This window comes from Faecalibacterium sp. OF03-6AC, from assembly GCF_003478175.1.
In the GTDB taxonomy this organism is placed as follows: Bacteria; Bacillota; Clostridia; order Oscillospirales; family Ruminococcaceae; genus Faecalibacterium; species Faecalibacterium taiwanense.
Map to the genome: position 1 here is coordinate 39,973 of NZ_QUEN01000012.1, position 23,864 is coordinate 63,836.

Genomic DNA, 23,864 nt, shown 5'->3' on the forward strand with positions numbered 1-23,864 from the left:
TTTCAAATCTTATTGTGTTTTCAAGGTTTACTCTTCGCCCTTATCGTCTGCTTCCGGGGCTTCTGCAGCGGCGGCAGCATCCGCAGCTTCCATGGCGGCAAGCTGCTCTGCGGTGGGTTCGGCATCGGCATCAGAGGTGTCGATTTGCTCGGTCTGGGCCTCGTCGTCGTGGTCGGTGCGGGCAAGCACCATCACCTTGTCGTTCTCACCCAAGCGCATCACCCGCACGCCGGAGCCGTAGCGGCTCTGCAGCGGGATCTCGTTGGCGTGCAGACGGATGATGATGCCCTCCTGACTGCTCAGCAGCACATCATCCACGTCGTCCACGATCTTGACCGCAGCCACCTTATCCTTAGCGGCATCGTAGTTGCGGATGCCCTTGCCGCCGCGGGCGGTGATGCGGTAGGTGTCGATGTCCGACCGGCGGCCCTTGCCGTTCTCGGTGACGGTGAGCACCGTGCCGCCCTCGCGGCAGATGCACACGCCCACAACTTCATCGCCCTCGGCCAGACGGATGGCGCGCACGCCGTGGCCGCTGCGGCCCATGGGACGTGCATCGGCTTCGTTGAAGCGGATGGCCTGACCGTTGCGGGTGGCAACGATGAGCATATCGTGGCCGGAGGTCAGGCGGGTCCATGCCAGAGCGTCGCCCTCGTTCAGGGCAATGCCGATCAGGCCGGACTTACGGATGTTAGCATACTGTTCCAGCGGGGTGCGCTTGATGAGGCCCTGCTTCGTGACCATGGTCACAAAGCCGCCCTCGGTGTCGGCTTCCTTCGACTGGCAGATCATGTTGGTGACCTTTTCGCCCTCGGCCAGCTGCAGCAGGTTGACGATGTTGCTGCCCTTGCTGGTGCGGCTGCCCTCGGCGATGGTGTAGCCCTTGATGCGGAACAGACGACCCCGGTCGGTGACAAAGAGCACATAGTCGTGGGTGGAGCCAACGAACATCTCCTGCACGATATCCTCTTCCTTGCGGGTCATGCCGGAGATGCCGCGTCCGCCGCGGCGCTGTGCCTGATAGGTGGCCTTGAGCTGGCGCTTGATATAGCCGGCCTCGGTCAGGGTGTAGACGCACTGCTCCTCGGCGATCAGGTCCTCGATATCCACCTCACCGGTCACGGACTGGATCTCGGTGCGGCGCTCGTCGCCGAAGCGCTTCTTCATTTCCAGCAGCTCTTCCTTGACGATGGCAAGCACACGGGCATCGTCGGCCAGAATGGCTTCCCAGTTCTCGATCTTGGCCTGCAGGCTGGCAAGCTCTTCCTCGATCTTGAGGATCTCAAGGCCTGCCAGACGGCCCAGCTGCAGCTTGACGATGGCATCTGCCTGCGGGTCGTCAAAGCCGAACTGCTCCATGATGGCAGCCTTGGCCTCTGCCATGCCGCCCTTGCAGGCGCGGATGGTGGCAATCAGCTCGTCCACGATGTCGGTGGCCTTCTTCAGACCTTCCAGAATGTGGGCGCGCTCCTTGGCCTTTTTCAGGTCGTACTGGGTGCGGCGGCGCACCACCTCGTCCTGAAATTCCACGTATTTCTGAAGCATCTGCTTCAGGGTGAGCACTTTCGGCACCTTGTGGTCGATGGCCAGCATGATGACACCCACGGTATCCTGCAGCTGGGTGTACTGGTACAGCTGGTTCAGGATGACCTGTGCGTTGGCATCCTTGCGGATGTCCACCACGATGCGCATGCCCTTGCGGTTGGTCTCATCGTTCAGGCCGGTGATGCCCTCGATGCGCTTATCCTTGACAAGGTCGGCCATGTTCTCAATGAGGCGGGCCTTGTTGACCATATACGGGATCTCCGTAATGATGATCTGGGTGCGGCCGTTCTTGGTTTCCTCGATGGTGGCGCGGCCCCGCAGGGTGATCTTGCCCCGGCCGGTGGCGTAGGCGGCGCGGATGCCGCTGCGGCCCATGATGATGCCGGCAGTGGGGAAGTCCGGGCCCTTGATGTATTCCATCAGGCCGGGCAGGTCGATGTCCGGATCGTCGATATAGGCGATGCAGCCGTCAATGACCTCGCTCAGGTTGTGGGGCGGGATGTTGGTGGCCATGCCGACCGCAATGCCCTGACTGCCGTTGACCAGCAGGTTGGGGAAGCGGCAGGGCAGCACGCTGGGTTCCTTCTTGGTCTCGTCAAAGTTGGGGTCCCAGTCGATGGTGTCCTTCTCGATATCGGTCAGCATCTCCACCGCCATGCGGCTCATGCGGGCCTCGGTGTAACGGTAGGCAGCCGGGGGGTCGCCATCCACAGAACCAAAGTTACCCTGACCATCCACCAGCGGATAGCGCAGAGAGAAGTCCTGTGCCAGACGGACCATGGCATCGTAGACCGATGCGTCGCCGTGGGGATGGTAGGAGCCCAGCACCGCACCAACGGTGTCGGCGGATTTGCGGTAGGGATGGCTGGGGTCGTTGCCGCGCTCGTGCATGGTGTACAGAATGCGGCGGTGAACAGGCTTCAAACCGTCGCGCACATCGGGCAGGGCGCGGGACACGATGACCGACATGGAGTAGTCCAGAAATGCGGTCTCGATTTCCTTTTTCACATCGCGGATGATCTTTTTGGTTCCGCTGCCCGGTATCATCACATAATCTTCTTCCATTGTTTCCTCCGTAGGGTTTGACCCTCTCTTTTGTACAGGAAAGGGATTTTTTTCTCGGAAAAGAGCCTTGTCCTCTCAGGCGCTTACGCGCCAGCTCCCCCAAAGTGGGAGCCCTTGGCAGTCCACGCAAACGTCATCTCTTTGCCAAGGCCTCTCCCTTTGGGAGAGGTGGATTTGCGAAGCAAAGACGGAGAGGGCGAGCACGCTTACACGTCCAGCTTTGCGTACTGGGCGTTGGTCTCGATAAAGCGGCGGCGCGGCTCCACCTGATCGCCCATCAGGATGGTAAATGCTTCGTCGGCCTTTTCGGCATCGTCAATGGTGATCTGCACGATGACCCGGTTGTCCGGGTTCATAGTGGTCTCCCACAGCTGTTCGGGGTTCATCTCACCAAGGCCCTTATAGCGGTTCACCTTGGCACCCGGCATCTCCTGCGAAAGCACGGCCATTTCGGCATCGTTGTAGGCGTACTTGATGGTGTTGCCCTTCTGCACCTTGAACAGAGGCGGCTGGGCCACATACACATGGCCCTGCTCAATGAGCGGGCGCATATAGCGGAAGAAGAAGGTGAGCATCAGGGTGCAGATGTGGGAGCCATCCACATCTGCATCGGCCATGATGAACACTTTATCGTAGCGCAGCTTGGAGATATCGAACTCGTCACCAATGCCGCAGCCCAGTGCCAGCACAACGGGCATCAGCTTGTCGTTGCCGTAAATTTTATCGGCGCGAGCCTTTTCCACGTTCAGCATCTTGCCCCACAGCGGCAGGATGGCCTGAATGGCAGAATCACGGCCCATCTTGGCGGAACCGCCTGCAGAATCGCCCTCGACGATGAAGATTTCGGTGCGGCTGGGGTCTTTTTCGCGGCAGTCTGCCAGCTTGCCGGGCATCCGGCTGGTCTCCAATGCGCTCTTGCGGCGCACCAGTTCGCGGGCCTTTTTGGCAGCGGCGCGGGCGCGGGCGGCCTGGGTGGCCTTTTCAAAGATGGCCTTTGCCACACCGGGGTTCTCCTCAAAGAATTCCATCAGCTTGGAGTAGACCATGTTGGAAACCAGGGTGCGGATCTCGGTATTGCCCAGCTTTGCCTTGGTCTGGCCCTCAAACTCCGCCTCCTGCAGCTTGACCGAGATTACGCAGATCAGGCCCTCGCGCACGTCCGCACCGGACAGGTTCTCGTCCTTATCCTTCAGCAGGCCGTGGCTGCGGCCATAATCGTTGAACACGCGGGTCAGGCTGTTCTTGAAGCCCTCCTCGTGGGTGCCGCCGTCCGGGGTGTTGACGTTGTTGGCAAAGCTCAGCAGCAGCTCGTTGTAGCTGGAATTGTACTGCAGTGCGATCTCTGCCATGCCGCGGTCGGTCTGGCCCTTGAGGTAGATGACGTTGGGATGCAGCACGTCCAGCTTGCGCTTCTCACCCAGATAGGTGACGAAGCTCTTGATGCCGCCCTCGTAGCACATGACCTCGGTGCGGTAGCAGGGTTCACCCTCCTTGCCGTCCTCCAGCACGGGAGTGTACATCTCACGCTCGTCGGTCAGAGTGATCTTGACACCGGCGTTCAGGAAGCTTTCCTCCCGCAGGCGCTTTTCCAGCGTGTCGAAGTCGTACACGGTGGTATCCCGGAACATCTCCGGGTCCGGCTTGAAGGTGACCCGGGTGCCGGTAACGCCATCGGCTACGGTGCCGATGCACTTGAGCGGGCCGTCCGGGTCGCCGCGGCGGAAGGTCTGCTCGTACTCGTGGCCGTCGCGGCGCACGTTGACGGTGAGCCACTCGGAGCAGGCGTTGACCACCGAAGCGCCCACGCCGTGCAGGCCGCCGGCCACCTTGTAGCCGGAGTTCTCGCCGCCGAACTTGCCGCCGGCGTGCAGGATGGTGTAAACGACGGTAACGGCGGGCAGGCCGGTGTCGGCCTGAATGTCCACAGGGATGCCGCGGCCGTTATCCGTGACCTGAATGATGTTGTCTTTCAGGATCTTGACCTCGATGTGGTCGCAGTAGCCGGCCAGTGCTTCATCGATGGCGTTGTCCACGATCTCGTAGACCAGATGATGCAGGCCGCGCTCGCCGGTGGAACCGATATACATGCCCGGGCGCTTGCGCACCGCCTCCAGACCCTTCAGGACCTGGATCTCGCTGGCATTATACTCATGGTCGGTAGCGGTTTCGGCATTTGTGCTGGTAATGATTTCTTCTGCCATTTCCTTTCTCCCTTTTGTTCAATGTTTGCATTTTTGTTCGATCTATCGTAAAAGCAGAGCATATTCTCCGCCTGTTGGCTGGTTTACTCGATCATTTTTTCGGCTCTGCGCCGCATGGCAGCAGGCGACAGCTCCGAAAGATACACCGTGTCCACCACGGCCCCGTCTGCCAGAACATAGCTCTGGGGCAGCTCGTCCGAAAGGCTCACCACCGCGCCGTTCTTCTGGGCGTAGTTCAGAAACTCCCGGCCCCGGGGGGTGATGGTGGTGGTTTCCAGATTGAAGATGCCGATAATGTCCCGGTCATTCAGCACGTAGTCACGGCCCAGATGAATATACATACAGTATTTTCCTCATTCTGGCAGTTCATGCATAAAACGCCGTTTATTCACCGGCAGCTGCATGTACTTTTGCATCATTTCTTCATGCTTTGCTCAGCACACCGCCGTTCATGCGGTACACTTCGCCGTCCGTTTTCAGGAACGCGGTATCATCGCAGCTGGTCACGAATGTCTGCTTTTCCTTCATGCGGGTGAGCAGATACTGCTTGCGGCCCTCGTCCAGCTCGCTGAGCACATCGTCCAGCAGGAGCACCGGGTGCTCTCCGGTGATCCGGGCAGCGGCAGCCGCTTCGGCCATTTTCAGGCTCAGCACCACGCTGCGCTGCTGTCCCTGACTTGCAAACACCTTTGCGGGCTGGTCGTCCAGCAGCAGCTCAACGTCCTCGCGGTGGATGCCGCACAGGCTCTGCCCGGCGCGCAGCTCTTCGTTCTGGCGCTGCTTCAAAAGTGCGGATAGCCCGCCCGGCTCAAATTGGGCGGCATACCGCACCGCCATGCGCTCTGCCCCATGGGAAAGCTCGGCATAGTTGGCACAGGCCAGCGGTGTGAGCAGGGCAAGATATTCCCGCCGCCGCTTCTGGATGGCCTCGCCCTGTGCGGCAAGTTCCAGGTTCAGCACTTCCAGCAGGGCGCATTTTTCTGCCCACGGGCGCTCTACGCCAGCCGCCGAATGACGAAGCAGTGCGTTTTTCTGCTGCAATGCCCGCACATAGCGACGGTAGGTGGCAAGGTAGCCGGGGTACAGCTGGCACAGCGCCGCGTCCAGAAACCGCCGCCGCCCTTCCGGTGCACCTTTTACAAGGCTCAGGTGCCCGGGGTCGAACACCACAGCCGGAAAGCTGCCCGCAAGGCCCGCCGCCCGCTTGGGCGGAGAGCCGTTGACCGATGCATACCGGCCGGGGCGCTGTGCATCCGGCGTGCCCACCGTAATGCGCACATTTGCCGGTTCGTCCGGTTCCTGATCCTCCTGCCGGGTGCGCTGGGTGACGGCCTCCAGTACCGCGAATGTTTCTCCGCGGCGCACAAGCTCGGCATCCTTGCCGCCCCGGAAGCTTTTGCCGCCGGTCAGCAGCCAGATGGCCTCCAGCAGGTTCGTTTTGCCCTGACCGTTGTTGCCGCAGATCACGGTCAGCTCCCGGCCAGGTTCCAGCTGCGCTGCCGCAATATTGCGGTAATTCGCAACTTCCAGTGAAAGCAGACGCATTACTGGCCCTGACCCACTTCCACGGTCTGGCCGTCCAGCTCGATCACATCACCGGCACGGCACTTCTTGCCGCGCATGGTGCACACCTCGCCGTTCACCTTCACGGCACCGCCCTGCACCAGCTCCTTGGCTTCGCCGCCGGTCTCGCACAGGCCTGCATATTTCAGCAGGGCATCCAGCTTGATAAATTCCGTATGGATGAGAATTTTCTGCATAATTTCGCCCTCTTAATCGTTCTTGAAGCGCACCGGCAGCACCAGATACAAAAAGTCGTTGCCCTCGGCAGGCAGCACCTTGACCGGGCTCAGAGGGCCGCTGATCTCCATGCGGACCTTCTCGGTGCGGGCGTTGCGCAGCGCATCCAGCAGATAGCGGTTGTTGAAGCCGATCTCCACTTCGTCGCCCTCGCAGTCGGCGTTGAACTCGTCCACCACGCGGCCAAGGTTGGTCTGGCAGCGCACCACGACTCTACCCTCTGTAAAGGAGATGCGGAGAGGATTTTTTAAACGCTCTGTAATAATCAGCGAAGCACGCTCGATGGTCTCGATGAATTCCTTGGTGTCGATGGTCACGCGGGTGCGGCTGTCGGCGGGGATCACATTGCGGTAGTTGAGGAACTCGCCCTCGATCAGACGGCTCATGATGGTGTAGCCGCCGGCCATAAAGACCACATAGCGGCGGTTGGCGCTGATGTGCACCGGCTCTTCGTCGTCGTTGGGCAGCAGGTGGGCGACCTCGGTCATGGTCTTGCTGGGCACGATGATGCGGATATCCTTTACCGCCGTCACCGGGCGTTCCACGATGGCCAGACGGTAGCCGTCCAGTGCCACCACAGTCAGCTTGTCGGGCAGGATCTCGAACAGCTCACCGGTGTGGGCGGGCTTTTTCTCGTCCTGACTGACAGCATATAACGTACGATCGATCATATCTTTCAGTACGCCGGTCTTGATGGTCAGGGTCTCTTCCGCTCCGGTATTGGGCAGCTCCGGGAAATCGTTGGCCGGCATGGACTGGATCTCGAACTGGACCACGCCGCTCTGGATGGTGGTCTTGCCGTTCTCGGCAGAGAGGATGCTGACCTGACCGGCGGGCATCCGGCTGATCATGCTGCTGAGCAGCTTTGCATTCAGCACCACCTCGCCGGCTTCCTTGACATTGGCTTCGATGGTGGTCACGATGCCCATTTCCAGATCGTAGCCGGTGAGGTTGAGCTGGAAGCCTTCGGCTTTCAGCAGGATGCCTTCCAGCACAGGGATGGCAGAACGCATGGTGACGGCTTTGGACACACCATCGATGGCTGCGCTCAGCAGAACTTTATCACATACGATGTTCAAACTGAATTCTCTCCTTTTTTTTTCGTTTCTGATGTTGTTTTGTGTTTGAAAACAGTTTCAGAACCGGTCTATCTTATTGAACTTGTTGTAGTAACCGTAGTAGGGGGTGGGGAACTTGTGGAAAACCCCGAAAAGCCTTGTCGGAATGCGGGGGTTTTGGTTTCCACGGGGTTGTGAATGTGTTGTGAATGGATCGTGGAAAGGTTGGAATCGGTCTTTCTTTTCACAGACCATGTGGAGAACGGAAGTTGAATGTTGAAAACTCTGTGGAAAGTGTGGAAAGGTTTGCGTTTTTACCACAAGATATAGGTTCTTTTTTCCCGTTTTGTTCCGTTTTCTCCCCATATTTTGGGGTTTCACCCATAAATGAGTACGACTTTTACACGATTTCTGCGGTCAGGCCTTTACGTTCTTGATGATGTCGCTCACGGTCTCGCGCAGGTGCTGGTCGTTCTTCATGTCACGCTCCATGGTCTTGAGGGAGTAGACGATGGTGGAGTGGTCACGGCCGGAGAATTCACGGCCGATCTCTTCCATGCTCATGCCGGTGACCTCGCGCAGGATGTAGATGGCCACACGGCGGGCAGAGGCAACGTTGGCGTTGCGCTTGGTGCCGCGGATATCGGCAGGGGAGACGTTGAAGGTGCGGGACACCTCGCCGATGATCTTCTCGATGGTCACGGGCACCGGCTGGGTCTCGTTGAGGATGTCCTTGATGGCATTCTGGGCCACACTGATGACCGGCTGGATGCCCTCCAGCATGTAGTAGGCGTTCAGTTTTTTTACAGCGCCTTCCAGCTGACGGATGTTGTTCTTCAGGTGGTTGGCAATGAACTCGGCCACATCCTCGGGAAGGTCCAGATGCAAAAGTTCTGCCTTGCGCTTGACGATGGCCACGCGGGTCTCAAAATCCGGCGGCTGCACATCGGCGGTCAGGCCCCACTCAAAGCGGGTGCGCAGACGCTCTTCCAGACTTTTGATCTCCTTGGCCGGGCGGTCGGAGGCAATGACGATCTGCTTGTGGGCATCGTGCAGGGAGTTGAAGGTGTGGAAGAACTCCTCCTGCGTGGACTCCTTGCCGGCGATGAACTGGATATCGTCCACCAGCAGCAGGTCTGCCACGCGGTACTTCATGCGGAAGTCCTCGGTGCTGCCGGCGCGGATGGCGGCGATCAGCTCATTGGTGAACTGCTCGCAGGTAACGTACATGATGACGAAATCGGGGTGGGTGCGCTTGATCTCGGTCTGGATGGCCGTAAGCAGATGGGTCTTGCCAAGGCCGGAGCCGCCGTAGATGAACAGCGGGTTGTATGCGCCGGAAGGATTGGCCGCAACCGCCTGTGCAGCAGCAAACGCAAACTGGTTGGAGGGGCCTTTGATGAAGTTTTCAAATGTGAACTCGTAGTTGCCCTGCGGGGAGGCGGGGTTTGCCTCGTACTGCTGGGCCAGCACCACCTCGTGGGGCGGCGTGCTGGGCACCACCAGCGTGATGTCCACGTCGAAGCCCAGCACGGTCTTGAAGGCTTCCTTGAGCAGGCCGAGGTAACGGTCCGTCACGATCTTGCAGATGAAGTCGTTGCGCACCGAAAGGGTGATGTGGCTGGAATCCTCAAAGCTGATCGGCTCCAGTCCGTCGATATAGAGATTATAGGTCGGCTCGGCCATCTGCGTTTTGCAGTACGCCTGGGCGGCCTCTAAAACGTCCTTAAAAGAATCCATAAAACATCCACTCCGTTAAAGTTTTCAACAATGCTGCTGATACTAGGTTAGTATACCACAAAAAACGCTGTGCGTCCATATTTCTATAATGTAATTTATAATACATAAGAAAAGCCCCTGCACGGCCGTTGTGGCATGGGCAAAACAGGGCCACAATATCTTGTGGCAAAAGAGTTTTCCACGGCAGAATGGTGAAAAAGTTGAAAATCTTTTCACAAAAAAGTTTGAAGGAAAGCGAAAAAAATGCTTGACAGAACGCCATACTATGCGATATACTGTTGAATTGCAAGCCTGTCCCCAATCTGGGACCACATCAGACCCCATACCGGGGATAAGTTTTTACGGAGGATACAACCATGAAGAGAACTTTTCAGCCCAAGAAGCGTCAGCGCAAGGAAGTTCATGGCTTTCTGACCCGCATGAGCACCAAGAACGGCCGTAAGGTCATCAATGCTCGCCGTGCAAAGGGCCGCAAGAGCCTGACTGTCTGATCCGGCCTTTTATGACGGGATCCGGCGCAGAAATGAATATGCGCACAAAAGACCGCTGATATTGGATTAGCGGTCTTATTTTTTTTTGAAAATTGAAAGAATTTTCGTAAAAATGCCCGCATGGGCTTTCAAAGTCGAAAAAATTTTGATATACTGGCTGAAGAATGCACTCTTCGGGGCGTGTTCTCAGCCACAGAAAGGAGGCGCGGAACCATGCGCTATCGTCCCATCCGCCGCAACAGCGAGTTTGGCAGAGTGTATGCCCGCGGCAAATCCTATGTGAACCCCGGTCTTGTGATGTATGTGCTCAAGACCCGCAGCAAAAAGACCCGCGTGGGCCTGACCGCCACCAAAAAGATCGGCCACGCCGTGCAGCGCAACCGCGCCCGCCGCGTGATGAAGGCGGCCATCGACGAGCATCTGGACTACAACATCGGCGGCTACGATCTGATCTTTGTAGCCCGCGGTATGACCCCGCGGTTGAAGAGCTGGCAGCTGAGCAGCGTTGTGGCAAAGCTGTTTGCACAGGCCGGTCTGCCGGATAAGGCCAAACGGCCGGATGCGCCGCCCCCTGCCACCGTGCCCCCGGCACACAGGGCACAGGCGGAAAAGCCGAACGCATGAACCGCCTGCAGTACATCTGCCGCCGCGCGCTGTGCGTGCCCATCCGGGCCTACCAGTATGTTTTAAGCCCGTGGATCGGCCGCAGCTGCCGTTTTACGCCCAGCTGCAGCAACTACACCATGCAGGCCATCATGACCCATGGGTGCGTAAAGGGCATCCTGCTGGGGGCATGGCGCATCGCCCGGTGCAATCCCTTCGGCAAATGGGGCTTTGACCCGGTGCCGGAGCCGGGCCGCTGGCAGAACCCTGCCCGCCGACTGCAGCCCGCAAAGCTGTTTTCCACACGGCACAAGCAAAAGGTGGAAAAGTAAATATGCTTCTTGTGACGCGGTGCACTGTGGGCAGCGTGTCCTACGATAAAAAATAACAAGTCCCGTGCCACAGACGGGGCAGAATGGACAAAGGTATGAACTTCTTTTACATCCTGAGCGGTCCTCTCGGCTATGTCATGGAGTGGATCTACAAGCTGCTCCCGAGCTACGGCTGGGACATCATCATCTTCACGCTGCTCATCAACATCGTCAAGATCCCTCTGCAGCTGAGCCAGCAGAAGAGCATGGCTAAAATGTCGGCCTTCCAGCCCATGATGATGGAGATCCAGACCAAGTACAAGGACAAGCCCGAAAAGCAGCAGGAAGAAATGCTCAAGCTGCAGCAGGACTACGGCTATAACCCCACCGCAGGCTGCGTGCCCATGCTGTTGAACTTCCTTGTCATGTTCGGCGTTATCGGTGTCGTGTACAATCCGCTGGAGCGCATCTTCCACATCAGCGCTGCGGCTCTGACCGCCGCCGGTGAGGCCCTGACCGCCTCCGGCGTCGCCTTTACCGCCATCACCCGCGATACCAACATCATCGCACAGGTGGTTGCTGGCAACGGCGGTGTGCTGGGCTGCTTCAGCGCCGAGCAGATCGCTACCATCACCGAGTTCAGCCAGCACATGAACTTCCTCGGCATCGACCTGACCCGCATCCCCAAGCTGGGCCTTTCTCTGGACATCGTGCTGCCGCTGCTGTCGGTCATCACCATGCTCCTGTCCACCCACATCAGCATGAAGGCCAGCGGCCAGCAGATGCAGGGCAGCATGAAGCTGACCATGTATATGATGCCGCTGATGTACCTGTTCTTCTGCTTCACCTATCCTCTGGCATTCTCTCTGTACTACGTCGTTTCCAACATCGTGATGACCGTGCAGACTCAGGTCATGCGCAAGGTGTACGACCCCGAGAAGATGCGCAAGGAGATCGAAGCGCAGATCGCAGAAAAGAAAAAGCAGGAAAAACGCGGTGTGAAGAACACTACCGTCAAGGTCACCGATCCCAAGACCGGCAAGACCACGGAAAAGAACCTTTCTGCCAGCGAGATGAACAAGCACCGTCTGGAGTATGCCCGCCGGCTGGACGAGGAACGCTACAAGGACGAGCGCACCGTGCCGCTGAGCGAGCTGAACAAGCAGGATAAAGAATAAGAGGAGGATGAACGGTTATGATCCGTAAGCAGGAAGCGACCGGCAAAACGGTCGATGAAGCCCGCGCAAAAGCCTGCGCTCTGCTGGGCGTGCAGGCCGATGATCTGAATGTCAGCTGCGAAGTGCTGGAAATGCCCCAGAAGACTGGTTTTCTGGGCCTGAAGCTCACCCCCGCCAAGGTGTGCGTGAGCGTGGAGGAGCCGGACGCTCCGGCTGCAGCACCCGCTGAGCCTGTTGTTGAGAAAAAGACTCCCGTGCAGGAGGCTGTCAAGGCCGCTCCCGTGGCAGAGGAGCCTGCCGCTGTGGCAGAACAGCCGGAAGCAAAGGCCGAAGAGCCTGCTGCCCCCGCTGCAGAAGCTGCTGCAGAGCAGCCCGCTGCCGAGGAAGAGGAGCCGGAAGTCCCCATCGTGATCGAAGAGAACGCTAAGGTCAAGGCTGCTGTGGACTACCTGCGTGAGGTCATTGCCCTGATGGGCGTGGAGAATGTCACCTTCAGCGCTGTGCAGAAGGGCGAAGCTACTATCATCCGTCTGGACGGTGAAAAGCTGGGTGCCCTCATCGGCCGCCGCGGCGAGACTATGGAGAGCCTTTCCTATCTGGCAAGCCTTGTGGCAAACCGTCTGGAGGGCGATTACATCAAGCTGGGTCTGGATGTGGCCGGCTACCGCGATAAGCGCGAGAGCGACCTGACCGCACTGGCACAGCGCATTGGTGCCAAGGTGCGCAAGACCGGCCGCAGCTTTGCCATGGAACCCATGAACCCCTACGAGCGCCGCATCATCCACTCTGCCATCAGCAAGATGGAGGGCGTGCGCAGCGAGAGCAAGGGCGAAGGCCGTGACCGCCGTGTGGTCATCTACTCCACCGCACCCGATGCACAGACCGAGAACACCTATGGTGAGCGCCGTCCCCGCGGCGGACGCGGCAATGGCCGTCGTCCCGGCGGTCCGCGCAGCGGCGGCGGTTATCGCGGAGGAAACCGTTCCGACCACGGCGACCGCAATGGAAGCCGCGGCGGCTACCGTGGCAGCCGCAATGGTGCACCCCGCGGCCCGCGGCCTTCCGGCGTGCCGGAGCGCACCTATGCACCCCGTGATGCAGAGAATGCAGCACCGGTAGCACCCAAGCGCACCGAGCGCGTGGACGATTTTGCCGATTTCAGCTTTGGCAAGATCGAGCTGTAATACGGAATTACTTTTGAAATCAGGGTCTCCGGAAGATCTGCGGATTTTCCGGAGACCTTTTTTCACGCAAAAAGGATTTTACCAAAACCTGATGCCAAGGTGGTTTCGGGGCGGGCAGCCGTTGCGGTATACTGAGCCTGTCAAAAGTCATTCTTCTCAAAATTTGGAGAACCTGCCTGTTTTTTGCCGAAATCTTTCTCTTAAATGGCAATTGTAAAACAATTGGTCAAGGATTTATACTGTAGTCAAGAGCGTTCTGTTCGTGAGGAACAGACAGAATGATGAAAAGAGAGGTATTCAACTATGGCTCAGAACAAGATCTCCCGCCGCAGCTTCCTGCGTGGTGCAGGGGCATCCGCAACCATCGCAGCCGCCAGCTGCATGGCACCCTCTGCAGCCGCCTGTGACATCAAGTCCCTGTGGAGCATGGATCTGCAGATCCTTGCCACCAGCGATACCCACGGTAAATTCGATCCATGGGACTACGCCGCCAATAAGGCAGATGCTTCCGGCAGTGTGGCCCAGCAGGCGACCGCCATCAAGCAGTGCCGCACCCGGAACACGCTGGTGGTGGATGCAGGCGATACCATTCAGGCCAACTCCGCAGAGCTGTTCCTGAACGATGACCTGCATCCCATGGTCGCTGCCATGAATGCCATCGGCTATGATATCTGGACCACCGGCAACCACGAGTACAACTACGGCATGGATGTGCTGAAAAAGGTCATGGGACAACAGAAGGCCAAGGTGCTCACCGGCAACGTTTACGCACCGGACGGCACCCCGCTGGCCGACGGCTACACCATCATCAAGAAGGGCACCGTCAAGATCGGTGTCATCGGCATGGTCACGCCCAACATCACCCGCTGGGATGCCAAGAATCTGGAGGGTTGGACTGTCACCAACCCCGTGGACGAGAGCCGCAAGATCATTGATAAGATCAAGGATCAGGTGGATGTTCTGATCGGCGTCATGCACATGGATACCGAGAACGAGTACGGTGTGTACGGCTCCGGCGTTACCGATCTGGCAAATGCCTGCCCGGAGTTTGATGTGATCGTGGGCGGCCACGGCCACAGGAGCATCCCCAACATGATGATCAACAACGTGCTGGTGGTGGAGAACAAGAACGCCGGTGCCACCCTGTCCGAGATCCACGTCTATCTGGAGCGCCAGCTGGACGGTAAGTGGAAGGTCGTGAACCGCACCTCTGAAAACCTGCAGATCAAGGAGTACGAGCCCGATCCGGAGCTGACCGCTTTGCTGGCCTCCTACGACACCCGCGCCAAGGAAGACGCTGTTACCCCCATTGGCGAGCTGAAGGGCGGCGATCTGGCCCCCGAAAATGAGATCGACTGCCTGCCGCAGGCCATGGTGCAGGATACCGCGCTGCTGGACTTCATCAACGAAGTGCAGATGTACTACACCGGTGCGCAGGTCTCTGCTACCGCCCTGACCTCCATGACCTCCCAGATGCGCGCGGGCACCATCCGCAAGTGTGATATGGCCAGCATCTACACCTACCAGAACACCCTGTACAAGCTGCAGATGACCGGCGAGCAGCTGCGCCGCTTCATGGAGTGGTCTGCTGCCTTCTTCAAGACATGGAAGCCGGATGAAGTGACCATTGCCTTTGACCCCTCGGTGCGCTACTACCTGTACGATGCTTTTGAGGGTGTCAGCTACGAGCTGGACATCTCCAAGGAGCCGGGCCACCGCATCAAGAACCTCAAGTGGCCGAACGGCAAGGCCGTAAAGGACACCGACACCTTTGTTGTGGCAGTGAACAACTACCGCGCAACCACCCAGCTGCTGACGGCTGCGGACATCTTCCTGCCGGGCGAAGAGCTGCCCAAGCTGTTGGAGATCGATGTGCGCGGCGACGTGGGCGGCATCCGCGAACTGCTGGGCGAGTACATCCGCACCGTGAAGGGCGGCACCATTGAGCCGCACGTGAACAACAACTGGAAGATCGTGGGCAACAACTGGAAGGCTGCCGATCACCAGAAGGCTGTGCAGCTGCTGCGCGATGGCAAGCTGGCCCTGAATGAGAACGCCGATGCACGCACGCTGCCCGGCAAGGCCATCACCACGGCGGATATCGCCAAGTTCTAAAAAACAGATCTCTGTAAAAACAGGGGCTTTCCGGTTTGGGCCGGAAGGCCCCTTTTGCGTAAAAGAAGACGCTTTTTTCAACCTTTTCCCGGGAAATGGTTGAAAAACAGTATCATTCTGTGAATTTTCGTGGTACAATAAAAAAGTATTGGTATCTTTTTTGAAAGAAAAAGGATCACAGGGATCTTGCAGAAAGAAGGCAGACAGCATTGAACCAGATCCAAAAGCTCCTGTGTTATAGCGGGCTGGAAGTGCAGGATTACAGGGACTGTCAGCCGGAGATCGAGGAAGAGAACCGCAGAAAGATGCATGTGTACCTGAACATGGCGTGCGGCCTGTTGTTTGCAATCACCTGCCTGTCGGGAGGGATCGGTGTTCTGCGAGAGCACAGCCTGCTCTATTGCATCGCCCTTGTGGTGTGCGCGGGCCTGCGTGTTGTGGATCTGATGTTCCCGGATCAAAACGGCCTGCTTCTGCGGTGGCTGATGTATGCCTTTGCAGCTATGTTGTATGCGCTGGGCATTGCGGAAGCGGTGCACGCGCCGGAAGAGCTTTCTGTCACCTTCATTGCATTTTTGCTGGCGGTGCCACTGCTGTTCATGATGCCGCCCATCCAGCACATTGCCAATGTGCTTCTGTTTGACGGCATCTTTATCGGGATGGTGGTCGTGTTTGAAAGCGGCCGCACCGTAACGGTGGATATCGTCAATGCGGTGTTTTTTGGGGTGATCTCCTGCATTATTTCCACATTTACCATGATCACCATGTACCAGAACGCACTCTCCCGCAAAAGGATGCGCGAAATCGCCAGTTTTGATATCCTTACTGGCATGAAGAACCGCAATGCTTACGAACGGGAGCGGGAGGACTGGGCTTCCCGCTGCTCGGTGTCGCTGAGTTGCATCTATATGGATGTGAACGGCCTGCATGACCTGAACAACAGCGAAGGCCACGACAAAGGTGACCGGATGCTGCAGGTGGTGGCGCTGGAAATACGGGAAATGTTTGGCAAAAACAACTGCTACCGCATTGGCGGCGATGAATTTTTAGCCTATGTGACGGACCGGCAGGATCCGGCTGTGCGCAAATGTGTAAAGGATTTTGTCTCCATCGTGGGCAGCGCGGGTTACTCGGTGGCCGTGGGTGTTGCCACCGAGAGTGCGGGCGGCATCGATGTCGGTGCGCTGTGCCGCAAGGCAGAAAAGCGGATGTATCTTGATAAGGAAGAGCATTACCGCGTCCTGCGAGAGCAGCAGGGACGCTGAAAGGAAAACCATGCAGGAAACGACCATTGCAGCCATTGCAACAGCGCCGGGCGCAGGCGGTATTGCCGTCGTGCGGCTCTCCGGTGCGGAGAGCTATCCCATAGCAGCCCGGGTGTTCCGCCCGGCCAACGCCGCAAAAAAGGTGGAGGATGCCAAAGGCTACACCGCCATGTACGGCACATTCCGGGAAGGGGACGAAGCCTTTGATGAGGGGGTGGCCCTGTTTTTCCGCGCGCCCCACAGCTATACCGGCGAGGACGTGGTGGAGCTTTCCTGCCATGGCGGCAGCGCCGTGGCCCGCCGTCTGGTGGAAGCCTGTCTTGCTGCCGGTGCTCAGCCTGCCGCGCGCGGCGAGTACACCCGCCGCGCGTTCCTGAACGGTAAGCTGGGTCTGACGCAGGCCGAAGCGGTGATGGATCTGATCTCGGCGGATGGCCGTCAGGGTGCGGCGCTGGCCAATGCCGCGCTGGGCGGTGCGCTGGCAAAGAAGATCAGTGCCCAGAAGGAAGCGCTTACCGCCATTCAGGCTCACCTTGCCGCATGGGTGGATTTTCCCGAAGAAGATGTGCCGGAGCTGGACGGTGACCATCTGCACCGCGTACTGAGTGGGGTAAAGGCAGAGCTGGACGAGTTGATCCATAATTATCAGGCAGATACCGTCCTGCGCGAAGGTGTGGACTGCGCCATTGTGGGCAGACCAAATGCGGGCAAATCCACACTGCTCAACCTGCTGGCCGGGTTCGACAGGGCCATCGTCACGCCGGTGGCTGGCACCACCCGTGATGTGGTGGAGCAGGCGGTACAGCTGGGGGATATCCAGCTGAATCTGTTCGATACCGCCGGTCTGCGCGAGACCGAAGATGCCATTGAAGCCGAGGGCATCCGCCGCAGCTGGAAAAAGCTGGAGGAGGCAGGCCTGATCCTGGCTGTGTTCGATGGCTCTGAGCCGCCCACGCGGGAAGATCTGGAGCTTGCACAGCGTTGCACAGGCCGTCCAGCCATTGCACTTATCAACAAAGAGGATAAACCAACGCAATTTGACGCAGAGTTCATAGCGCCCTGCTTTGCCATGGTGCTGCCGGTGTGCTGTCAGGAGGAGGAGAGCCGCAAGGTGATCTCCGCTGCGGTGGCCCGCCTGCTGGGTACCAGCCAAATCGACCCCCATGCCGCCAGTCTGTCCGGCCAGCGTCAGCTTTGCGCCGCACTGCGTGCGCGGGACGCTGTGGCCGGTGCACTGGATGCTGCCGCAGACGGCTTTGGGCTGGATGCCGTTTCCGTCTGTGTGGACGACGCACTGGCCGCCCTGTGCGACCTGACCGGTGAGAACGCCTCGGAAGCTGTGATCGAACAGGTGTTTGAACGCTTCTGCGTGGGAAAATAAGAGGAAAACCAAGGAAAAGTATATGAACCACTTAGGAGATTATGACGTTATCGTCGTCGGTGCCGGTCATGCCGGCATCGAGGCAGCTCACGCCGCCGCAACGCTGGGCGCGAGAACGGCCGTATTTACCATGAGTCTGGATGCCATTGGCAACATGCCCTGCAACCCCAGCATTGGTGGAACGGCAAAAGGCACGCTGGTACGTGAATTGGATGCGCTTGGCGGCGTGATGGGCCTTGCTGCAGATGCCACCTATCTGCAGAGCCGGATGCTCAACAAGGGCAAAGGTCCGGCGGTGCACGCCCTGCGTGTGCAGACCGACCGCAAGCGCTACCATGAATATATGAAGCATGCATTGGAACTCACGCCCGGCCTTGCCATCCATCAGGCTGAGGTTGTGAGCATCGAGACCGAGAACGGCCGTGTGAAGGGCGTTGTGACCCAGCTGAACGGGGAATACAGCGCCAAATGCGTGGTCATTGCCACCGGCACGAACCTTGGCGGCAAAATTTTTGTGGGTGATGCATGGTACGCCTCCGGCCCGGACGGGATGCACGCCGCTAACGCCCTGACCGACAGCCTGAAGGCTGCCGGGCTGCCGCTGCGCCGGTTCAAGACCGGTACCCCTGCCCGGGTGCACCGCCGCAGCATCGATTTTTCCAAGCTGGAATGCCAGCCCGGCGACCCGGACAATGAGCTGCAGCCCTTCAGCTTTATGACCGATGCACCCATGCACAACAAGGTGGAGTGCTGGATCGCCTATACCAATCCCGAGACCCACAGGATCATTCTGGATAACATCCAGCGCAGCCCGCTCTACGGCGGCATGATCGAGGGTGTTGGCCCGCGCTACTGCCCCTCCATTGAGGATAAGGTGGTGCGTTTTGCGGGCAAGGACAGGCATCCCATCTTTGTGGAACCCTGCGGCGAGAACACCGAAGAGATGTATCTGCAGGGTGCCTCCAGCAGCCTGCCGGAGGATGTGCAGAATGCCTTTTACCGCAGTATCAAAGGGTTTGAGAACATCGAGATCATGCGCCCGGCCTACGCCATCGAGTACGACTGCGTGGACCCCACCAGTCTGGAAGCCACACTGGAAAGCAAGGTGGTGCGGGGCCTGTACGGCGCGGGACAGTTCAATGGCACCTCCGGTTACGAGGAAGCCGCCGCGCAGGGCCTGCTGGCAGGTTTGAACGCCGCCCGCAATGCGCTGGGCAAAGAGCAGCTCATCCTGCCGCGCCACACCAGCTATCTGGGCACACTGGTGGATGATCTGGTTACCAAAGGGGTTATGGACCCCTACCGCATGATGACTAGCCGCAGCGAGTACCGCCTGACCCTGCGTCAGGACAACGCTGACCAGCGGCTGACCCCCATCGGCAGGGAATACGGCCTTGTGCAGGATGACCGCTGGGCCAAGTACCAGCACACCCAGAGCATTCTGGAAGCGGAGCGCCGCCGCCTGCACGAGACGCATCTGCGCACCGCAGACCTGCGCGCCGCCATGGAAGCCACAGGCCTTGTCCCGGCTGCTGAGGGCGGCATTGCGGAAGAGCTGCTGCGCCGCCCGGAGATCAGCTATCCGCTGCTGGCGGGTATGATCGGCTGGGGCGAGCAAATCACCCCCATGCTGGCCGAACGGCTGGAGACCGAGATCAAGTATGCGGGCTACATTGCCCGGCAGGATCGGATGATCCGGGACGTGGCCCGGCACGAAAAGACCCTGATCCCAGATGATTTTGAATATTCCGACCTGACCGGCCTGACACTGGAAGCCCGCGAAAAGCTGGCCCGCATCCGGCCGAAGAACCTCGGTCAGGCGGGGCGCATCCCGGGCGTATCGCCCTCCGACGTGGCGCAGCTGAGCATTGCACTGGCAGCGAGGAAGTAAGCTGCTTCCAGCACAGAGAGTATTCGTGTGGGGCGGGCTTCATGCCTTTTGCAAAATGCGTCGCCGCCGGGGATGTTCTCTTTTGCGTGCCAAAAGAGAACCAGAAAGGACGGCGGTGCCCACAGGGCATGAAAGCCCCAGTGGGGCTTTTAAGCCGCAGACCGGTTTGCAAAGCAAATGCCGCGTGTTCAGCGAGGCAAGGTCTCCGCTACTTTCGAGGCGCGGGAGGCACGAATTAAGGGCTACTCGCCCTTAATAATCCCAAAGAAGATGGGCTCCATACAAAAAATCCAAGTCGCTTCGCTAGAGGATTTTTTGTGTTCCGCCGATTTCGAGTCGCTTGCGCGACGCGCCGTGCGGATAAGCTTGTGCATTTTCTGCTGCGTGAATGCTCCCGCAGGGAGTCAGCAGCAGTAGATGCCGTTTACCATTACGACCTTCCGTGTGAAAAAGCAAATCAGGAAAATCCGCAGATTTTCCTGATTTGCAAATATAAAAATAATTTTTCCGATGAATTTGCCCAGAGCAACGCGGAGGGCATTTGAAATCGTTAAACATAGAAAGAAGCTGCAACCAATGGAAGAACTGAAGCTTTACGAGGGCCGTCCTGCCGACTGCACCGGGCGGCTGGAAAAAGAGATCCGTACCTATGACCTGCTGGACAAGCTGGGCATCCAATTCTGGCGCACCGACCACGGCTGGATGAAGGCCGACACCATGGAGGACTGCCATGTGATCGATGCCTGCCTGAATGCCACCGTGTGCAAGAACCTGTTCCTGTGCAACCGGCAGAAGACGAACTTCTATCTGCTCATGATGCCCGGGGACAAGCCCTTCAAAACCAAAGAGCTTTCCCATCAACTGGGCATTGCCCGCCTGAGCTTTGCCTCGCCCGAGGATATGGAGCAGTATCTGGACTGCACGCCCGGCTCCTCCTCCATTATGGGCCTTGCCAATGATGCTGAAAATAAGGTGCAGCTGCTGATGGATGAGGACATAAAGGCAGGGGAGTACCTCGGCTGCCACCCCTGCATCAACACCTCCTCGCTCAAGCTGCGAACGGCAGATGTGCTGGAAACTTTCCTGCCTGCCGTGCACCACGAGCCGATCTTCGTTCACTTGACCGGCGAATAACAGAAAGGAAAACCTGCGTATGATCGATAAACAGCGCCTTGAAACAAAATGTTCCACATGGAACATCACTCTCACCGGCACCCAGCTGGATCAGCTGGATGCCTTTGCCGAAATCCTGGTGGACTACAACCAGAAGGTCAACCTGACTGCTATCACTGACCCCGAGGGGATCGAGGATAAGCACTTCCTCGACAGCCTGCTGTTTGCCAGCCAGCCGGAAGTGGCGGGCCGCATGGTGGATGTGGGCGCAGGCGCAGGCTTCCCGGGCATCGTGACCAAAATCTACAAGCCGGAACTGGAGCTGACCCTGATGGAACCCACCGGCAAGCGGGTGGAGTTTTTGAAGTACGCCTGTGCCCAGCTGGGCTTGACCGGCGTGGAGTTTGCAAAGGAGCGCGCCGAGGAAGCCGCCCGCAAGGCGTGGCGTGAACAGTTTGATCTGGCATCTGCCCGGGCTGTGGCTGCGCTGCCCATGCTGGCCGAATACTGTCTTCCGCTGGTAAAGGTGGGCGGCAATTTCCTCGCCATGAAAGGCTCTTCCGGTGAGGAAGAACTGGCCGCAGCGCGCGGTGCCATCAAAAAGCTGGGCGGCGAGTACAAAGAAACCCGCACTCTGCACCTTCCGGGCGGCGACACCCGCACCCTGATCCTGTGCAAAAAGATTTCGCAGACTCCGACAGCCTACCCCAGAAACGGCGGAAAAATTGCGAAAAGCCCGTTGAAATAACGAAATATCGATAGAATTTTGTAAAACCCTGCCGAACGAAACTTCTGGCAGGGCTTTTATTTGTGTGATACACTGTGCCTGAAGCCTGAGTTTTCCACGCTTTCCCGGGAAAATGTGAAAAACAAAACCCATCCACCACGCGAAAGGAGCCGTGTATCCATGTTTGAACGCAAAAAGCAGGCGGGCAAAATTTATTTCCTGCCCATCGATCAGATCAGACCGTCGCCGTTTCAAGCACGGCGGGAATTCAGCGAGCAGGAGCTGGCTGCGCTGGCCCAGAGCATCCGAGAAAATGGTCTGCTGCAGCCCATCTCGGTGCGAAAAGTGTCGGATGGCGGCTACGAGCTGGTAGCCGGGGAACGGCGGCTCCGTGCCTGCCGCCTTGCTAAAATGAACACCATCCCTGCCATCCTCTGTGATTACGACGATGAGCGCACCGCCGCGCTGGGCCTGCTGGAAAACATCCAGCGCGCCGACCTGAACCCATTTGAGCAGGCGCAGGGCTTAAAGGATGTGATGGTGCTGTGGGACTGCACGCAGGCCGAAGCCGCCAAGCGACTGGGCATGGCGCAGCCCACCCTTGCCAACAAGCTGCGGCTTTTGCAGCTGAACGCTGACCAGCGGCAGTTCGTGCTGGACAACAGCCTCACCGAGCGACATGCCCGGGCGGTGCTGCGTCTGCCGGAAAACCGCCGCAGTGAAGCCTTGATCAACATTGCCAAACGTCGTATGAATGCCCGGCAGACCGACCTCTACATTGAACAGCTGCTGAACACCCCTGCAAAAGGCAGGCACCGCATCTCGATGGTCAAGGATGTGCGTATTTTTGTGAACACCATCGACCATGCCATCCGTCTGATGACCGATAATGGTGTGCCCGCCACTGCCCACCGGGAGGAGAAGGACGGGTATATCGAATATACGGTGCGCATCCCAACCACCGCCGCCGAACGGTAAAATTGTTCCATGTGGAACAGGGGACGAACTCCCTCAGTCAAAACCTGACGGTTTTTCCAGCTCCCTCGGAGAGGGAGCCTCTGGCGTGCCGGAAACTTTGCAATTTATCCGGCAGCTTTCCCGCGATGCCAAGGGCCCCATCCCAGAGGGGGCTGTCTGCGCAGCAGACGGGGGAGTTTTCTCCCCAAAGTGTCCGCTTTTCCGTTTTCCCACCTCTAAAAGTTAAAAATCCAGCGGAAAAACGCTTCAGATGGTTCAAAAACCGATTTGGATGTGCTATACTAGGTGTTAAGGTGCCTGTATGGACGGGAAACCGGCGGGCATGACTGCGAATGTTCCACATGGAACAATTAAATTTTCCCGGAAGGAAGAATTGTGCGTGGCAAAAATTGTAGCAATTGCGAACCAGAAGGGCGGCGTTGGCAAAACCACCACCGCCGTCAACCTGTCGTCCTGCGTTGCGGCGCTGGGCAAGCGGGTGCTCATCGTAGACCTTGATCCGCAGGGCAATACCACCACCGGCTACGGCATCCCGAAGCGCAGCGTGGAAAAGGGAACCTACGAGATCCTGATCGGTGAAGCACGAGCATCCGAGGCCATCCGTAAGACCGAGTACCGCACCGATGTCATCGGCTCCAACACCCGTCTGGCTGGTGCCAGTCTGGAAATGATCGACCTGCCCGCTCGTGAGAGCCGCCTGCGCAAGGCGCTGGCCGAGGTGCAGAAGGACTATGACTTCATCTTTATCGATTGTCCGCCCAGTCTGGATCTGCTCACCCTGAACGGCCTGAGTGCCTGCGACAGTGTTCTCATTCCGGTGCAGTGCGAGTATTACGCGCTGGAGGGTCTTTCGGAGCTGATCAGCACCTTAAAGACCATTCGCAAAAAGTACAATCCGTATCTGGATATCGAGGGCGTGGTGTTCACCATGTTCTCACTGCGGTATAATCTGACCGTGCAGGTGGTGGAGCAGGTGCAGAAGTATTTCGGCTCCAAGGTGTACAAGACCACCATCCCGCGCTCCATCCGCATTTCGGAGGCGCCCAGCTACGGCCAGCCCATCAATTTCTATGAACCCAAGGGCAAGGGCAGCGAAGCGTATATGGATCTGGCAATCGAATTTGTCAAGAACAACCGCCCGCACGAGCCCAAAAAGGCCCGCAGCAAAAGTGCACCCGTCGCAGAGCAGACGAAAAATGCTCTGGAAGATTAAACCTC

General features: G+C 58.3%; 21 protein-coding genes. 14 read left to right on the plus strand and 7 right to left on the minus strand.

Annotation, left to right across the window (positions count from 1 at the left end; all coding sequences use genetic code 11):
* Nucleotides 1-27 precede the first annotated feature (27 nt).
* From gyrA to dnaA, 7 genes are all read right to left on the minus strand, one after another.
* Nucleotides 28-2,610, minus strand: a complete 2,583-nt coding sequence (gene gyrA, locus DXA66_RS12240) for a DNA gyrase subunit A (RefSeq protein WP_118529190.1) — start codon at nucleotides 2,608-2,610, stop codon at nucleotides 28-30.
* A gap of 206 nt (nucleotides 2,611-2,816) precedes the next feature.
* Complete coding sequence (gyrB, locus tag DXA66_RS12245) at nucleotides 2,817-4,811, minus strand: DNA topoisomerase (ATP-hydrolyzing) subunit B (RefSeq protein ID WP_097774101.1); 1,995 nt, start codon at nucleotides 4,809-4,811, stop codon at nucleotides 2,817-2,819.
* Nucleotides 4,812-4,894: 83 nt separating this feature from the next.
* On the minus strand, nucleotides 4,895-5,152 hold the full coding sequence (gene remB, locus DXA66_RS12250) for an extracellular matrix regulator RemB (protein WP_005937016.1): 258 nt from the start codon (nucleotides 5,150-5,152) through the stop codon (nucleotides 4,895-4,897).
* Between the two features lie 82 nt (nucleotides 5,153-5,234).
* Complete coding sequence (locus DXA66_RS12255) at nucleotides 5,235-6,356, minus strand: DNA replication/repair protein RecF (protein WP_118529191.1); 1,122 nt, start codon at nucleotides 6,354-6,356, stop codon at nucleotides 5,235-5,237.
* The gene (locus DXA66_RS12260; RefSeq protein ID WP_005937022.1) at nucleotides 6,356-6,571 is read right to left on the minus strand and encodes an RNA-binding S4 domain-containing protein; all 216 of its coding nucleotides are present in this window, start codon (nucleotides 6,569-6,571) and stop codon (nucleotides 6,356-6,358) included. The genes DXA66_RS12255 and DXA66_RS12260 overlap by 1 nt, the downstream gene beginning before the upstream one ends.
* 12 nt (nucleotides 6,572-6,583) lie before the next feature.
* Complete coding sequence (gene dnaN, locus DXA66_RS12265; protein WP_097776786.1) at nucleotides 6,584-7,690, minus strand: DNA polymerase III subunit beta; 1,107 nt, start codon at nucleotides 7,688-7,690, stop codon at nucleotides 6,584-6,586.
* A gap of 396 nt (nucleotides 7,691-8,086) precedes the next feature.
* A complete protein-coding gene (gene dnaA, locus DXA66_RS12270) occupies nucleotides 8,087-9,409 on the minus strand; it encodes a chromosomal replication initiator protein DnaA (RefSeq protein WP_005937115.1) in 1,323 nt (440 codons plus the stop codon).
* 356 nt (nucleotides 9,410-9,765) lie between these two features.
* Here dnaA and rpmH point away from each other — a divergent pair, with 356 nt between their 5' ends.
* From rpmH to DXA66_RS12335, 14 genes are all read left to right on the plus strand, one after another.
* Nucleotides 9,766-9,900 carry a 50S ribosomal protein L34 gene (gene rpmH, locus DXA66_RS12275; RefSeq protein ID WP_005924258.1) on the plus strand — a complete coding sequence of 45 codons (135 nt, stop codon included), beginning with the start codon at nucleotides 9,766-9,768 and terminating at the stop codon, nucleotides 9,898-9,900.
* 213 nt (nucleotides 9,901-10,113) lie between these two features.
* Nucleotides 10,114-10,524 (plus strand): ribonuclease P protein component, encoded by a 411-nt coding sequence (gene rnpA, locus DXA66_RS12280; protein WP_118529192.1) that lies wholly within the window; start codon nucleotides 10,114-10,116, stop codon nucleotides 10,522-10,524.
* Entirely contained in the window at nucleotides 10,521-10,835 is a 315-nt protein-coding gene (gene yidD, locus DXA66_RS12285; RefSeq protein WP_118529193.1) for a membrane protein insertion efficiency factor YidD, read from the plus strand. Before rnpA ends, yidD begins: the two co-directional genes overlap by 4 nt.
* A 95-nt stretch (nucleotides 10,836-10,930) precedes the next feature.
* Complete coding sequence (locus DXA66_RS12290; protein ID WP_243089102.1) at nucleotides 10,931-11,992, plus strand: YidC/Oxa1 family membrane protein insertase; 1,062 nt, start codon at nucleotides 10,931-10,933, stop codon at nucleotides 11,990-11,992.
* 17 nt (nucleotides 11,993-12,009) lie between these two features.
* Nucleotides 12,010-13,176 carry an RNA-binding cell elongation regulator Jag/EloR gene (gene jag, locus DXA66_RS12295; protein ID WP_118529195.1) on the plus strand — a complete coding sequence of 389 codons (1,167 nt, stop codon included), beginning with the start codon at nucleotides 12,010-12,012 and terminating at the stop codon, nucleotides 13,174-13,176.
* 303 nt (nucleotides 13,177-13,479) lie between these two features.
* The gene (locus DXA66_RS12300; RefSeq protein WP_243089103.1) at nucleotides 13,480-15,291 is read left to right on the plus strand and encodes a 5'-nucleotidase C-terminal domain-containing protein; all 1,812 of its coding nucleotides are present in this window, start codon (nucleotides 13,480-13,482) and stop codon (nucleotides 15,289-15,291) included.
* A gap of 209 nt (nucleotides 15,292-15,500) precedes the next feature.
* Nucleotides 15,501-16,556: a GGDEF domain-containing protein gene (locus DXA66_RS12305; protein WP_097776781.1), complete on the plus strand. Its 1,056-nt coding sequence runs from the start codon at nucleotides 15,501-15,503 to the stop codon at nucleotides 16,554-16,556.
* Between the two features lie 10 nt (nucleotides 16,557-16,566).
* Complete coding sequence (mnmE, locus tag DXA66_RS12310; protein ID WP_118529197.1) at nucleotides 16,567-17,937, plus strand: tRNA uridine-5-carboxymethylaminomethyl(34) synthesis GTPase MnmE; 1,371 nt, start codon at nucleotides 16,567-16,569, stop codon at nucleotides 17,935-17,937.
* Between the two features lie 22 nt (nucleotides 17,938-17,959).
* Nucleotides 17,960-19,828 carry a tRNA uridine-5-carboxymethylaminomethyl(34) synthesis enzyme MnmG gene (mnmG, locus tag DXA66_RS12315; protein ID WP_118529198.1) on the plus strand — a complete coding sequence of 623 codons (1,869 nt, stop codon included), beginning with the start codon at nucleotides 17,960-17,962 and terminating at the stop codon, nucleotides 19,826-19,828.
* A 317-nt stretch (nucleotides 19,829-20,145) separates the two neighbouring features.
* Complete coding sequence (locus tag DXA66_RS14165) at nucleotides 20,146-20,373, plus strand: hypothetical protein (protein ID WP_147365181.1); 228 nt, start codon at nucleotides 20,146-20,148, stop codon at nucleotides 20,371-20,373.
* 31 nt (nucleotides 20,374-20,404) lie between these two features.
* Nucleotides 20,405-20,962, plus strand: coding sequence for a prolyl-tRNA synthetase associated domain-containing protein (locus tag DXA66_RS12320; protein ID WP_337678554.1), 558 nt, complete (start codon nucleotides 20,405-20,407; stop codon nucleotides 20,960-20,962).
* A gap of 19 nt (nucleotides 20,963-20,981) precedes the next feature.
* A complete protein-coding gene (gene rsmG, locus DXA66_RS12325; protein ID WP_118529199.1) occupies nucleotides 20,982-21,689 on the plus strand; it encodes a 16S rRNA (guanine(527)-N(7))-methyltransferase RsmG in 708 nt (235 codons plus the stop codon).
* 159 nt (nucleotides 21,690-21,848) lie between these two features.
* A complete protein-coding gene (locus DXA66_RS12330) occupies nucleotides 21,849-22,646 on the plus strand; it encodes a ParB/RepB/Spo0J family partition protein (protein ID WP_097774092.1) in 798 nt (265 codons plus the stop codon).
* 379 nt (nucleotides 22,647-23,025) lie between these two features.
* A complete protein-coding gene (locus DXA66_RS12335; protein WP_097774091.1) occupies nucleotides 23,026-23,859 on the plus strand; it encodes a ParA family protein in 834 nt (277 codons plus the stop codon).
* Nucleotides 23,860-23,864: the final 5 nt, after the last annotated feature.